We start from the raw sequence: 13,165 nt of genomic DNA, 5'->3' as shown, positions 1-13,165 counted from the left end.
GTTTGAGGTTTAGGTTGATTATGCCTTCGGAGTGGTTCCCGAAGGCATTTCTTTTTTACTGTTTTTCTTCTTTCCCCAGATCATTCTGGAGTTCTGCTCAACAAATGTTTTAAAAATAGTTTTTAACTTTGCATCCTTAATTAGCTAAAAGATTATAAGATAAAACATGGCAAAAGCATCAGAAGTGAAAACAGGAAATGTTCTTCGTTTTAACGGAGAATTGGTAAGCGTAGAAGAATTTTTACACCGTACCCCTGGTAACTTAAGGGCCTTTTATCAGGCCAAAATGAGAAACGTTAAAACAGGCAAATTGGTTGAATACCGTTTCCGTACCGATGAAGAGGTTACCATCTGCCGTGTCGAAACCAGCGATTATCAATACCTATATGAAGATGGTGATTTCTTAGTTGTAATGGATAACAATACTTTTGAGCAATACAATATCCCAAAATTACTCTTTGGTCCATCCATTAAATTCTTAAAAGAAGGTATGAATGTTGTAATTGCATTCGAAAGCGATGAGCCTATTATGGCACAAACACCAAATACAGTTGAACTGGAAATTACTTATACCGAACCTGCTGTTAAGGGCGATACCTCTACCAGTGCACTGAAATATGCTACTGTAGAAACGGGTGTAGAAATTAAAGTACCCATGTTTGTTAACCTGGGCGACAGGGTTAAAGTAGATACCCGTACCGGAGATTATATTGAAAGGGTAAAATAATATTGAAACTAAAGCAAAGCCTTCCGGCAAAACTGGAAGGCTTTTTTTTATTGAAACTGTTCTGTGCACCACGGAACATGAAATACTGGCACAATACATATTTGGAGATCCAGCCCCCTACTTTTTAAGGAGGGGCCGCGCAAGCCGGTCTAGTGGAGGTATAGTTTTTAGCGCCAGTCATGCGAGTTAATTACTAATCAGATAGCTGATGATTGAAACTGTTCCTTGAGCCACGGAAACAGGGGCATAAATTGGTCGTGTATTTTTATTAAAATAATTTTACCTTTGCCAAACCCAAAATCGGCGAGATAACCAAAAGCCGCTTTGATTATTATTATGGCAAAAGCATCAGATGTAAAAAACGGAAATATCTTACGCCTAAATGGCGAATTGGTTACCGTAGAAGAGTTTATCCACCGTACTCCAGGTAAAGGAGGCGCATTCTATGTTGGTAAACTACGTAACATAAAAACAGGTAAAATTGTAGAGGCTCGAATGAATACAGACGAGCAGGTAGAAATTTGCCGCGTTGAAACCAACGATTACCAATATCTTTATGAAGATGGCGATTATTTAGTCGTTATGGACAATGTAACTTACGAACAAATCAATGTAGAAAAGGCTTTGTTTGGCCCGGCAATCAGATTCCTTAAAGAAGGAATGAGCGTAATTGTATCGGTAGAAAGCGAAGAGCCGATTATGGCACAACTTCCTAATTTTACTGAATTAGAAGTTACTTATTCAGAACCTGCGGTTAAAGCAGATACCGCAACTAATGCACAAAAAAGTGCAACACTTGAGAATGGTGTGGAAATTAAAGTGCCTATGTTTGTAAATGTTGGCGACAAACTCAAAATTGATACCCGCACCGGTGAGTACGTGGAACGCGTAAAATAACCAGCATAAATGATGATGAATGAGCTGCAAACCCATTCGCTCATTCAACATTCCGTTATTCAATAAATAAAAAGCCTTTGATTCAATAACAAAGGCTTTTTGTTTTCGTATAAATGCTAAAAACAAGCCGAAGCATCACTTGTTGTTAAATAAACAATACTTACACTATGCTTAAAAATCAGATCAGGAAGGCTGCAACGCAGCAACGAAATTCGCTAACCAACGAGCAATATAAAGCTTCTTGCGAAGGCTTACTCCGTCAGTTTACGTTGCTGGGCTTCAATGGCGTCAAAACCATACATATCTTTCTTCCCATTACCGAGAAAAAAGAACCTGATACTTTTCCATTTATCGAATGGCTTAGGCAAAATCATCCCAATATAAAAATTATTGTTCCTAAAGCTGATTTTGAAACAGCCTTAATCACCAATCATGAATATCTGGGTCAGGGCGATCTAAAAAAAAGCATTTACAATATTCTTGAGCCAGAAAAAGGCAAAATACATGATGGTGAAATAGAGATGATCCTGGTGCCCCTTCTGGCTTTCGACCAGCAGGGATATCGCGTGGGATATGGCAAAGGCTTTTACGACCGCTTTCTGCAACCATTAAAAAATGCTCAAAAAATAGGTGTATCTTTGTTTCCTGCAATAGAGAAAATCGATGATATCCACGAAGATGATGTCCGTTTGGATCTATGCTTAACCCCAACTAACACTATAGCTTTTTAAAGATCATGGAAAAGGAAATCGTTATCAAAACAGAAAAACAATACGAAGACAACATGATTGCCCTATTTGAACTTCAGGAAAAAGAAGAATTGACCGATAGCGATAAAAAACTGATCGAGTTGATGTTAAAAGCAGGCGAAAAGTACGAGGCCGAGTATCTATAAGTTGTAATTAACGCTTTGGTTTTTAACAAAATCACTGATTAAATAAGCAATGAGTTTAGAAGTTAGCCTACTCACCCTGCCGTCCAGCATCCTGGTAGCACCTTCGCTGATATGCAAGTAGGCAAATTTATTCTCCGTAGTCAAAATCAATTTTCGAACATCGTTGGATGTAAACCCTGAAGGTGTTTCTGCACTCGAAAGCACGTTTTGAATACTATCCAGATCAATTTCCAAACCTATTGTCGTTCTGTCTTTCCAGGCAGCCCAAAAATTTTCGTTTTCCATCCCAGCCAAAATATCTTCAAAAAAAGCCGCATGTAAACGTTCGTCTCGCTCAATTCGTGATAAAATAGATTCGTTATTATAGCTCTGATGTAAACCATACATGAAATAATGACCCAAATATCCATCAGCTAAGGCATAACTAAATCCGTTACCACTGTGTCTGCCTTCCTGATCACGTAAATCAGCATGAGCGTCAACATTTAATACATCTATTGCTTTCTTTAACGCTACAGAAGTCCCTTTAATTATCGGATAGGCATTGTTATGTCCCCCTCCTATTATAATTGGGATTTTGCCCGTGGCTATAATCTTTTGAATAACCGGATAAACAAGGGCATCAATCTGGGCCACCTTATTCCTTAAGGCATTCAGGTCATCTGCCTGTGGTTCACTGATTTCAAAATGTCCCAGAACCAGTAAGTTTGTTCCAGTTAAAAATCGATTACTTTGAATATTCAGGAAAGCGGTTAAACTTGTTTTCCAGGCAGAAGATGCACCAGCAATCCCACCATTGGCCCGAACGCCGATATCTTCCGGAATACCTAAAAGCACAAACTTTGCTGGTGATAACGCTAAACTTTCTAATGCCTGAGATAATGAACCGGACTCGCTGCCAGGGCACAAACTTACCCTTTCGCCCAATTTTACCTCGCCATCTCGGCGGATAATAAGCGGGTCTATATCATTTTTTGCATATATCTTAAAGCGATCCATTATCATTCAGGATTTGTGTTTTGTTATTTTAGTTTGCAAGCAGTGCTCCAATAAAACGAGCAGCAATGCCTTAATGTTACAATTTACCTGATTTTTATTGCACCAGCTTATTGTTCGTGGAATTAAGAAACTCCTTATCCTTTGTTCAACATTAAGAAATTAGGATTGTTAAGATTTTCGCTTATCTATTTTAAACCTTATGCTTTTCTTCCTTCTCAAGCCAGCTCGAGTAAAACCGGACAATGATCAGAGTGCACTGCATCCGGAAGTATCTTAACATTTTTTAACCTTGCTTCCATTGGATGTGTTGCCAAATGATAATCGATTCGCCAGCCCAGGTTTTTACCCCTTGAGCCGGCCCTAAAACTCCACCAGGTATAGTGGTGCGGATCTTTATTAAAGTAGCGAAATGTATCAATAAAACCATTGTCTAAAAACAATTGCATCCATTCCCTTTCCTCTGGCAAAAAGCCTGATGAATTTGCATTAGATTTCGGATTGTGTATATCAATGGCGGTGTGGCAAATATTATAATCGCCACTAACAATCAAATTGGGGAATGTCAGCCTCAAATTGCCAATATAAACATCAAAGAAGCGCATAAATTCATATTTTTTCAACTGCCGTTCATCTCCGCTTGATCCCGAAGGCATATACAAACTCATTAAGGAGAAATCATCAAAATCTGCCCTTAAGATTCTGCCCTCCCGATCAATCCATTCCTCGCCACAGCCATATTCAACATGATTGGGTTTTATTTTTGTTAATATAGCCACTCCGCTATATCCCTTCTTTTCTGCAGGAAACCAGTAATGGTGATAGCCTAATTGTTCTATCAGCGCAATAATTTCCGGAATTTGAACAGGCAAGGCCTTAACTTCCTGCAAACAAACCATATCTGCCTGGGTTGCCTGTAACCAGCCAAAAAAATTCTTAGTACTCGCAGAGCGAATACCATTCACATTGTAAGAGATAATCTTCATTTCTAGTCCCCGCTTAAGATTTCATGATTAGTTTATCTTTAAACGATTGTTGAATAAGCCTCTTTTCGAGTTTTCTGATTTCCCGCTTCTTCAAAATGCTTATTTCCATTTTAACATCCTGCTTTGGCCGGTCGTTTTTATTGGTTTCAAATGCGGCAATCTTATCCACCAGCTCCAAACCTTCTACAACTTCTCCATAAACCGTATAGTTTCGATCCAAATGAGGTGTTCCACCTATTGTGGTGTAAACCTTACGTTGCCAGTCTGGAATTTTAAATTTAAGTCGCTTCGCTTCTAAACTGTTTAACTGTTCTTCGGTAAATACCTTTCCCTGAACCAGGTAAAACTGGCTTCCGCTAGATGCTTTGGCCGGATTAACCAGATCTCCTTCTCTTGCTGCCGCCAATACCCCTTTTTTGTGAAACAGGCTATCGTTAAATTCTGCGGGGATGGTATATTTTGGCCCACCCTCTCCCAGCAAGGAATCGGGCTTTGCATTTTTGGAATCGGGGTCACCTCCCTGAATCATAAAATCTTTAATTACCCGATGGAAAAGCGTACCATTATAGTATCCTTCTTTGGTTAGTTTTAAAAAATTATCGCGATGAAGTGGTGTTTCATTATAAAGCTTAACGATGCACTCCCCAAAGGCTGTTTTTATTCGTATATACTGATTTTTGGGTTTCCCGGCAAAGGCATTCAGCACCGAAAAGGTGCAGATAAATAAGATTAATTTCTTCATTTAACAGTGTTTGAGGCTAAATTAAGTTAAAAAATGAAATTCATTAAATAAATAGGCCTGTAATTCGATAATTTTTGCATTACCTTTGTAAAGATGAAACTCAGACAAAAAATAGCCCTTTCTTTAGCCGTGTTTTACGCGGTTAGTGTGATGGGTTTGGCCTTGAGTTTTCATTTCTGCGGTGGAAAATTAGCCAACGTTAAACTTTTCAGTAATGAGGTTTCCTGCAAATTCTGTAAGGAAATTCCTGCCGAAAAGAAAGATGATGGCTGCTGTAAAAATACGCAGCTCAATGTAAAAGTGAAGGATAGCCATCAAATTGAGGCTAAAACGGAACTTCCAAAGCTTTTTTCTATTCAGGTTTTCATTCATCCGCCTGTTGTAGATTTCGTTAAAGGAATCTTGCCGCAGCTATTCGGTAAAATCGAGAATAAGGCTCCGCCCTTATCTTCGCGAATATCACTGCACATTTTCAATTGCATTTTTAGAAATTAGGATCAACCAGGTTTAATTGCCAGAACTTGTTCTGCTTTTATTTTGGGTATGCGATTATCATGTATATCCATGGTTTCAATATTTAATTCTAATCTAAAAAATCATGAAAACTTTAAAAATATTCAGCATTCTAATGCTTTTCTTCGCCGTTAGTGTTTCGGCTCAAAAAATTACGACAGCAGATTTACAGGTAACAGGTTTAACTTGCTCAATGTGCTCAAATGCCACACAAAAATCATTACAAACCCTTGATTTTATCAGTTCTATAAAACCTGATCTAAACAAAAACATCTTTGTTTTAACATTCAAACAGGACAAAAACATCAACCTGGATTTAGTTCGCAAAAAAGTTCAGGATGCTGGTTTTTCAGTTGGTGGATTAACTGCAAACTTCAACTTTGATCAGGTTAAGGTAGATGATAAAGGCCAGGCTGTTGTTGATGGTACTGTATATCGTTTTGTTAATGCAAAAAATAAAACCCTTAACGGAACAGTTAAGGCCAGTGTAATAGATAAGGACTTTATTTCAGGATCCTCTTTCAAAAAACAGTCTGCTTCTGTTAAATCTGATGCGTATACAAACGGAACCGGAGTAGTGAATGGTAAGAAAACACGTATTTATCATTTAGTTATTTCTTAAGATGAAACGGATCATTGTATTGGTGCTGATCAGTTTCAGTACCTTTACCAAAGGCTTTGCACAAGAACTTTATGTTTTTACTGAGCCCGCGAGTAATATGCCTACCAAATCTATTGGAGTAAGGATTACAAATGAAGGCATGTTTAACAACCCTGATTTTGTAAGCAGGACCATTCCGGAAGTGATGTTTGGTTTTAATAAAAACCTGATGATGCATGCACAGGCCTTTCTTTCAGATATGGATGGAAAATATCGTTTAGAAGGTGGTAGTTTGTATGCCAAGTACCGGTTCCTTTCTTTAGATGAAGCTCAAAGTCATTTCAGAGCTGCTGCCTTCGGGAGAGTGAGCACCAGTAAACGTCCGACATATACCCATGACATCAATTTGGAAGGGGACAACAGCGGGATACAAGGTGGCTTAATCTTCACTCAGTTACTGCATAAACTTGCTCTTTCGAGTACTTTGGGTTATGCTCACGCTTTTGAAAATTTAGATAGACAACAGGCCGGCATGCCTCAGCCCCGCAATATGTTTTCTTATAGTTTATCTTCAGGTTATTTAGTATTGCCTGTGGTTTACAAAGATTACAAGCAACCCAATTTTAACGTTTACCTGGAATTATTGGGAAAAACAGATCCGGGCAGTGGCCAATCTTACTTAGATATTGCACCTGCTTTGCAAATGATCATTAACAGTACCACCAGAATTGATTTAGGATACCGTTTCCAGGCCGCCGGAAATATGGAAGGTCGTTACACCAAAAATATGTACCTGCTTAGAGCAGAATTTAATTTCTTTAATGTATTAAAATAGAAACCATGAAAAAAATATTAATGATTGTAGCTTTAATTGCTACCACACAAATCACATTTGCACAAAAAGCCAAAGTTGCACTCAACGATGTACTATCAGCATATTATGACGTAAAGAATGCCTTAGCGACAGATAAAATTGATCTTGCTGCAGAGAAGGTAAAGGTTTTTCAAGCTAAGGTTGAGGCTGTTCCACATGAAACATTACCTTCAGCGCAACACAATTTGTGGATGGAGCAATCGAAAATAATGAAGAGCAAAGCAAAAGAAATCGCAGCTTCAAAAGACCTCAAAGCACAGCGAAAATCATTTGAAGGTATTTCTTATGCGATGATTAAAACACTAAAAGCTACAAAATTTAACCAAAGCACGGTATATATTCAGCATTGTCCAATGGCTAAAGCCAGCTGGTTAAACGAAAAAGAGAATGTTGAAAATCCATATTATGGAAGCATGATGTTCGACTGTGGTGAGGTTGCTGAAACCATAAAAGGAAAATAATGAATCTGCATATTAAAAACATGGTATGCAACCGCTGTAAAATGGTGGTTAAAGCTGAGTTGGAAAAACTTGGCTTTAGCCCCGTTTCGGTAGAGCTTGGCGAAGTTTATCTGAAACAGGATATTTCTTCAGCCGACAAGGAAAAGATCGCAAGCGCACTTCAGCCCTTCGGTTTCGAACTGTTGGCCGATAGAAAAACACATCTTGCAGAGCAGGTAAAAACTGCTATCATCAATTTAGTGCATTATGCTACGGAACCGCTTAAAATAAACCTTTCAGCCTACTTAAGCGACCTTCTGAAACTCGAATACGCCAATTTAAGTGCTGTATTTTCTGAAGTAGAGGGCCAAACCATCGAGAAATACTTCATTGCTCAAAAAATAGAAAAAGCCAAGGAAATGCTCACCTATGGCGAACTAACCCTAAGCGAAATAGCCTACCAGCTTAATTACAGTAGCGTAGCGCATTTGTCTGCCCAATTCAAAAAAGTAATGGGCATTACACCATCTGCCTACAAAATGGCATCTAAAGATAGTCGTAAAACCCTTGACGAAATCTAGTGGGCAACCATATACAGTACCAGGCTTTTCTTACCATACATCAAGCTTGTAAAACCTTATGCTAACTAACTTTGTATCAATTAAAAAACTAATTGATATGAAAAAGTTATTTTTATTTTTGATCGCCACCTCCATGAGTGTGGCTTCATTCGCCCAAACAACCTGGAAAATTGATCCGATGCACTCCTTCGTGAATTTTTCTGTTAAGCACATGGGTATTTCATTTGTAGATGGCTCTTTCAAAAAATTTGATGGAAGGGTAAGCGCTTCCAAACCTGATCTTACAGACGCTAAAATAAGTTTTACTGTTGATGTGAATAGCATTACAACAGGAGTTGACATGCGCGATAATCATTTGAAAACAGATGATTTTTTCAACGCTGCCAGCTTTCCGGAAATGAAATTCGAAAGTACTTCATTTAAAAAAGCAGCAACTAAAACAGCAGGCAAAGCAACCAACAATTATATATTAACCGGTAAACTAACCATTCGCAATGTTACCAAAGAAGTAAAGTTCAATGTGGTATATGGCGGAACAGCTAAAGACCAGCAAGGAAATACAAAAGCTGGCTTTGGAGCAACCACAACCATTAATCGTTTGGATTATAATATTAAATATGATCCTGCCGGAGCAGGCGTAGCAAAAGATGTAGCCATCAGACTTAATCTTGAATTTGTTCAGGCAAAATAGTTTTACCATCCTCATTTCATCATGCAAAACTGAAATGAGGATCATTCCATACACATGTCAACATTATCACAATTCAGGCATTTCACTCAAAATCTGCCCAAAACTGATTTAATGCCCGCCATTTTTATTGGTCATGGATCACCAATGAACGGCATTGAGCACAATGAGTTTAGTCAAAGCTGGGCAGATTTAGCGCAAAACATTCCCGTCCCTCAGGCAGTTCTTGTAATATCTGCCCATTGGTATACGCACGGAACCTTTGTTACAGCGATGGACTTCCCCGGTACTATCCACGATTTCGGGGGTTTTCCGCAGGCGCTGTTTGATGTTCAATACCCTGCTCCCGGAGCTCCTGCACTAGCGGCAGAAATTCCTTCATTGGTTCATTCTGCATCTGTAGGACTAGATCACGATTGGGGCCTAGACCATGGCACATGGACAATTGTGAGGCATATGTATCCCCAGGCCAATATCCCGGTGCTGCAATTGAGCATTGATTATACCCAATCACCCGAAAGGCACTACGAGATTGCAAAAGAGATTTATGCCTTACGTAAAAAAGGGGTTCTGGTGCTGGGCAGTGGCAATATGGTCCACAACTTACGGATGCTGAGTTGGGAAATGATCAATGGCGGTGGTTATGACTGGGCCATTGAAATGAACAACAAATTTAAGAACCTCATTGCCAATGGTGATCACAAAGCATTAATCCAATACCGCAATTTAGGAAAGGAAGCCATGTTGGCCATCCCTACCCCCGAACACTACCTACCTTTAATTTATACACTTGCTATGAAAGCCGGGCAGGAAGAAGTTTCATTCTTTAATGATAAAGCTGTGGGTGGATCTTTAACCATGACCTCGGTTATAATCAGTTAGCACTACTGCAGAACACTTAAATTTTATAAAACTTTATGGTTATTCTGTAAGCCTTTTGATATTGGAGGAGGTAAATTTGAATAAAAATTTTTATCATGACACATACCTATCAACTTACAGGAATGACCTGTGGTGGTTGCGAAAATAAAGTAAAAAACAACCTCCTCATATTACCGGAAGTAACCGGCGTAGAAGTTTCCAAAGACAGCCAGTCGGCCACCATAAGCATGGATAAACACATTAGCTTAAGCACGCTGCAAGACGCTTTGGGTGGCAAAGACAGTAAATATCAGATTTCAGCAGCAAATCATCATGAGGCGGTTGAAGAAGCCAGGCCCTGGGCTGAAACCTACAAACCGATTTTGTTAATATTTGGCTATGTATCTGCTCTTGGATTGCTCCTGGCATGGAATGGAAACAGCATAAACCTCATGGTTTTTATGCGCATTTTCATGGCAGGTTTTTTCCTCACCTTCTCTTTCTTCAAAATGCTTAACCTAAAAGCCTTCGCAGAAAGCTATGCCATGTACGATATTGTTGCGAAGAAATTTAGTGCCTGGGGCTATATTTATGCATTCATAGAACTCGGTTTAGGTCTTTCTTTTGCCTTAAATCTTGCCCCTACAACAGTAAACTGGATAACTTTAATCGTTATGACAGTAAGTATTCTGGGGGTGCTAGAGAGTGTACTCAACAAGAAAAAGATTCAATGCGCATGTCTTGGGGCCGTTTTTAATTTGCCAATGAGTACGGTAACAATCGTTGAAGATGCGATTATGATTTTAATGAGTGCCGGAATGTTAATACTGATGTAGTTATTTGCGGGTATATTGAAATTTAGACTGTCGTTTTTGACCCTTGATCATGCCCTCTATCCAGGCCAGCAACTGTTTCTTTCCTTGATTTTGGTAAACAATTTGTTGTGGAAAATCATGGTTAAGGTTCTCAAAAACGTATGTCTTGTTGGTTGTAGATATCAGCCTAAAACAAATTTCCTTTCCTTCATTCTGACCTGTAACCGTAGAGCAATAAAAAACGGATTCATTGATCTTTTTAATCACCAGGGATTCTGTTAGCGTACTGTCTCCCTTGTCATTAATCCGATAACTCTTTCCGCTTAAACTTTGATCTGTATTACGAACCCATTGTTCAACAATTTTACCCTTGGTCCCTGGCATCTCCCAACTTCCCAACAAAAAAGAGAACAATTTATCCGGACTTTTCTGCGCGAAAACCCCTGAATTGCTAACCAGTAACAGTAAAACAATAAAGCCAAAATTAACCCTTTTCATTTTTTATTGCATTAGTAATGTGTGCCAAATGGTGTTTACCATGCCAGGCATAAGAGCCCAGCATATAAGCCAGTGTTAGTTCCTTTCCTACAGCAGGATGAATATATTTTCTTCGGTAATCTTCGGGTTTTAGTGTGCTGAGAAAAATAACCCATCGGTGATGCAGGCTGGTTAATAAATCTACAGACATTTTAATATTTCCATATTTGGCTTCATCTGTTTCAGCCCATAGCTGTTCCTCATATGGGCGAATTACCGGAACCTCCTCCGTTATGGCCAGCTTAAATCTGATGTATGCATTCATGTGGCTATCCGGGAGGTGATGAATTACCTGTCGCAAGGTCCAGCCTCCGGGTCTATAGCATTGATCCAGGTCTTCACGAGTCAGACCTTCTGTGGCAGCCTTAATCTGATTGGGCAATGCATCTATATCCTCAACCCAGGCTTTAATCTGTGCTTCATCCACAACATCCGGCATATCAAATTTTCCTATAGGATACTGAAGCGCTTCTATATTCATTTGGTTTAGTTTGGCTTATCTATAGTAAAAATAACAAAATCTATCAGAGAATTCTTTCTAACCACTTTAACAACCCTGTTTTTTTCTCATAAGGTGGGTAAATCAACCGCGTAAGCCCCCATTTCGATTGAAACACGACTGCCCGCTCATGTGAAAAGCTTTTAAAGCCAAAAAAACCATGGCAGCTTCCTGTACCGCTTGAGCCAACACCACCAAAAGGCAGATTAGGATTGCTGATGTGGACCAGAATATCATTAACACAAGTACCACCCGCAGTGGTTTCCTCAATAATTTTATGTTGATTTCTGGTGTTATTGGAGAAGATATATAAGGCTAAGGCTTTATCTTTTCTATTCACGAAGGCAATGGCTTCTTCTATGCCTGTATAGCTGAGAACAGGTAAAATAGGGCCGAAGATTTCTTCACTCATGATGGGATTCCCGGCATTAACAGCGGTTAACAACGTCGGATAAAAGGTTTGACTGTCCTCCTCCAGCTGTCCTCCCCATACCAGTTTTCCTCCCTGAAGCTTCGCCTCATCCAATAAGTGCCTAAGCCTTTCAAAATGCTTTTGATTAATAATCTTTGCATACACCGCCAAATTCAGCTTCCCTTCATCAAAAAATAACCGCTCTACCGCAGCCTTATAATGAAATACAAATTCCTGCTCAAGGGATGCTTCAATGAGTACATAATCCGGAGCAATACAGGTTTGCCCCGCATTAACCAATTTACCCCAGGCTATTTTCTCTGCTGTTTTTTGAATATTAGCGGTAGCATCCACAATAGCCGGAGATTTTCCGCCCAATTCTAATGTTACTGAACTCAGGTGCTTTGCTGCCGCCTCCATTACCAACTTCCCTACCGCAGTACTTCCCGTAAAAAATATATGATCGAAAGGCAGGCTTAACAAGGCTGTAGAAACTTCAACATCCCCGGTAATACAGGCTATTTCTTTGGGATCAAATGTTTCTGTGATTACCTTATGCAAGATGTTCGCTGTATTTGAGCTCAGTTCCGAAGGCTTGAGGATGGCACAATTGCCTGCCGCAATAGCAGAAACCAACGGACTCATGGTTAGTTGAAACGGATAATTCCAGGGGGCTATGATCAGGCAAACGCCTTTTGGTTCATAAAAAATCTTATTGCTGGAGAAAAGATTACTCAAAGTGCGGTTCACAGACTTAGGCCTCATCCAACCCTTTAGCTTCTTAATGGCATGGTTAATTTCAGCATAAACAAACAATACTTCTGTCGCAGCACTTTCAAATCTGCTCTTACGCAAATCGGTTTGTAAGGCTTCAAAAATTTCATTCTCATGCGCTTTTATGGCCTGCTTTAACCGTGTGAGCTTCGCAATACGTGAGCTTGCGTTGGTGCTCCGAAGTTTAAATTTGTATTGTTGCTGTTCAGTAAATACCGCTTTTATTTTTTCATCCATACTTGAAGTCCAGGTTTTCAACTAAATTTAGTTAAAATGTATTCATTTCATTAAAAATTCATTCATTTAAAGCATATTGCAGTTAATTTT

General features: G+C 39.2%; 18 protein-coding genes. 12 read left to right on the top strand and 6 right to left on the bottom strand.

The annotated features are described in order from the left end of the window. Positions 1 to 166 precede the first annotated feature (166 nt). The 4 genes from efp (ACQY77_RS12695) to ACQY77_RS12680 all read left to right on the top strand — a co-directional run bounded on the left by efp (ACQY77_RS12695) (position 167) and on the right by ACQY77_RS12680 (position 2,519). The gene (efp, locus tag ACQY77_RS12695; protein WP_421941775.1) at positions 167 to 727 is read left to right on the top strand and encodes an elongation factor P; all 561 of its coding nucleotides are present in this window, start codon (positions 167 to 169) and stop codon (positions 725 to 727) included. A gap of 336 nt (positions 728 to 1,063) precedes the next feature. After that, entirely contained in the window at positions 1,064 to 1,624 is a 561-nt protein-coding gene (efp, locus tag ACQY77_RS12690; protein ID WP_090879891.1) for an elongation factor P, read from the top strand. Between the two features lie 167 nt (positions 1,625 to 1,791). After that, complete coding sequence (locus ACQY77_RS12685; protein WP_421941776.1) at positions 1,792 to 2,355, top strand: 5-formyltetrahydrofolate cyclo-ligase; 564 nt, start codon at positions 1,792 to 1,794, stop codon at positions 2,353 to 2,355. A gap of 5 nt (positions 2,356 to 2,360) precedes the next feature. Beyond that, positions 2,361 to 2,519: a hypothetical protein gene (locus ACQY77_RS12680; RefSeq protein ID WP_421941777.1), complete on the top strand. Its 159-nt coding sequence runs from the start codon at positions 2,361 to 2,363 to the stop codon at positions 2,517 to 2,519. Here the strand turns inward: ACQY77_RS12680 and ACQY77_RS12675 are convergent. The 3 genes from ACQY77_RS12675 to ACQY77_RS12665 form a co-directional block, all read right to left on the bottom strand. After that, positions 2,514 to 3,518, bottom strand: coding sequence for an arginase family protein (locus ACQY77_RS12675; RefSeq protein ID WP_421941778.1), 1,005 nt, complete (start codon positions 3,516 to 3,518; stop codon positions 2,514 to 2,516). The two genes, ACQY77_RS12680 and ACQY77_RS12675, sit on opposite strands and share 6 nt — an antisense overlap. A gap of 215 nt (positions 3,519 to 3,733) precedes the next feature. Next, positions 3,734 to 4,501 (bottom strand): exodeoxyribonuclease III, encoded by a 768-nt coding sequence (locus ACQY77_RS12670; RefSeq protein WP_421941779.1) that lies wholly within the window; start codon positions 4,499 to 4,501, stop codon positions 3,734 to 3,736. A gap of 13 nt (positions 4,502 to 4,514) precedes the next feature. Further along, positions 4,515 to 5,243 carry a peptidylprolyl isomerase gene (locus ACQY77_RS12665; RefSeq protein ID WP_421941780.1) on the bottom strand — a complete coding sequence of 243 codons (729 nt, stop codon included), beginning with the start codon at positions 5,241 to 5,243 and terminating at the stop codon, positions 4,515 to 4,517. A 93-nt stretch (positions 5,244 to 5,336) separates the two neighbouring features. On the opposite strand from ACQY77_RS12665, the gene ACQY77_RS12660 reads away from it, so the two are divergent. The 8 genes from ACQY77_RS12660 (at position 5,337) to ACQY77_RS12625 (ending at position 10,637) form a co-directional block, all read left to right on the top strand. Further along, a complete protein-coding gene (locus ACQY77_RS12660) occupies positions 5,337 to 5,738 on the top strand; it encodes an HYC_CC_PP family protein (protein ID WP_421941781.1) in 402 nt (133 codons plus the stop codon). A gap of 103 nt (positions 5,739 to 5,841) precedes the next feature. Further along, positions 5,842 to 6,378, top strand: a complete 537-nt coding sequence (locus ACQY77_RS12655) for a heavy-metal-associated domain-containing protein (protein WP_421941782.1) — start codon at positions 5,842 to 5,844, stop codon at positions 6,376 to 6,378. A gap of 1 nt (position 6,379) precedes the next feature. Continuing rightward, the gene (locus ACQY77_RS12650; protein ID WP_421941783.1) at positions 6,380 to 7,192 is read left to right on the top strand and encodes a hypothetical protein; all 813 of its coding nucleotides are present in this window, start codon (positions 6,380 to 6,382) and stop codon (positions 7,190 to 7,192) included. Between the two features lie 5 nt (positions 7,193 to 7,197). Further along, entirely contained in the window at positions 7,198 to 7,692 is a 495-nt protein-coding gene (locus ACQY77_RS12645) for a DUF3347 domain-containing protein (protein ID WP_421941784.1), read from the top strand. Continuing rightward, positions 7,692 to 8,252, top strand: a complete 561-nt coding sequence (locus tag ACQY77_RS12640; RefSeq protein WP_421941785.1) for an AraC family transcriptional regulator — start codon at positions 7,692 to 7,694, stop codon at positions 8,250 to 8,252. Before ACQY77_RS12645 ends, ACQY77_RS12640 begins: the two co-directional genes overlap by 1 nt. A 97-nt stretch (positions 8,253 to 8,349) precedes the next feature. Then, on the top strand, positions 8,350 to 8,943 hold the full coding sequence (locus ACQY77_RS12635) for a YceI family protein (protein ID WP_421941786.1): 594 nt from the start codon (positions 8,350 to 8,352) through the stop codon (positions 8,941 to 8,943). A gap of 54 nt (positions 8,944 to 8,997) precedes the next feature. Continuing rightward, positions 8,998 to 9,822 (top strand): 4,5-DOPA dioxygenase extradiol, encoded by an 825-nt coding sequence (gene ygiD / locus ACQY77_RS12630; RefSeq protein ID WP_421941787.1) that lies wholly within the window; start codon positions 8,998 to 9,000, stop codon positions 9,820 to 9,822. A 95-nt stretch (positions 9,823 to 9,917) separates the two neighbouring features. Next, positions 9,918 to 10,637, top strand: coding sequence for a heavy-metal-associated domain-containing protein (locus ACQY77_RS12625; RefSeq protein WP_421941788.1), 720 nt, complete (start codon positions 9,918 to 9,920; stop codon positions 10,635 to 10,637). Here ACQY77_RS12625 and ACQY77_RS12620 read toward each other — a convergent pair whose 3' ends face one another. Genes ACQY77_RS12620 through ACQY77_RS12610 form a run of 3 tightly spaced genes read right to left on the bottom strand, consistent with a single transcriptional unit; the run spans position 10,638 to position 13,075 of the window. After that, positions 10,638 to 11,114, bottom strand: coding sequence for a DUF6265 family protein (locus ACQY77_RS12620; RefSeq protein WP_421941789.1), 477 nt, complete (start codon positions 11,112 to 11,114; stop codon positions 10,638 to 10,640). Beyond that, entirely contained in the window at positions 11,101 to 11,634 is a 534-nt protein-coding gene (locus tag ACQY77_RS12615; RefSeq protein ID WP_421941790.1) for a YfiT family bacillithiol transferase, read from the bottom strand. The genes ACQY77_RS12620 and ACQY77_RS12615 overlap by 14 nt, the downstream gene beginning before the upstream one ends. A 43-nt stretch (positions 11,635 to 11,677) precedes the next feature. Continuing rightward, positions 11,678 to 13,075, bottom strand: coding sequence for an aldehyde dehydrogenase family protein (locus ACQY77_RS12610; RefSeq protein WP_421941791.1), 1,398 nt, complete (start codon positions 13,073 to 13,075; stop codon positions 11,678 to 11,680). Positions 13,076 to 13,165: the final 90 nt, after the last annotated feature.

The sequence above is a fragment of the Pedobacter sp. genome (assembly GCF_965279535.1).
Taxonomy (GTDB): domain Bacteria; phylum Bacteroidota; class Bacteroidia; order Sphingobacteriales; family Sphingobacteriaceae; genus Pedobacter.
Note: the sequence above shows the minus strand (reverse complement) of the source record. Positions and strands in the feature narration are given on the sequence as shown.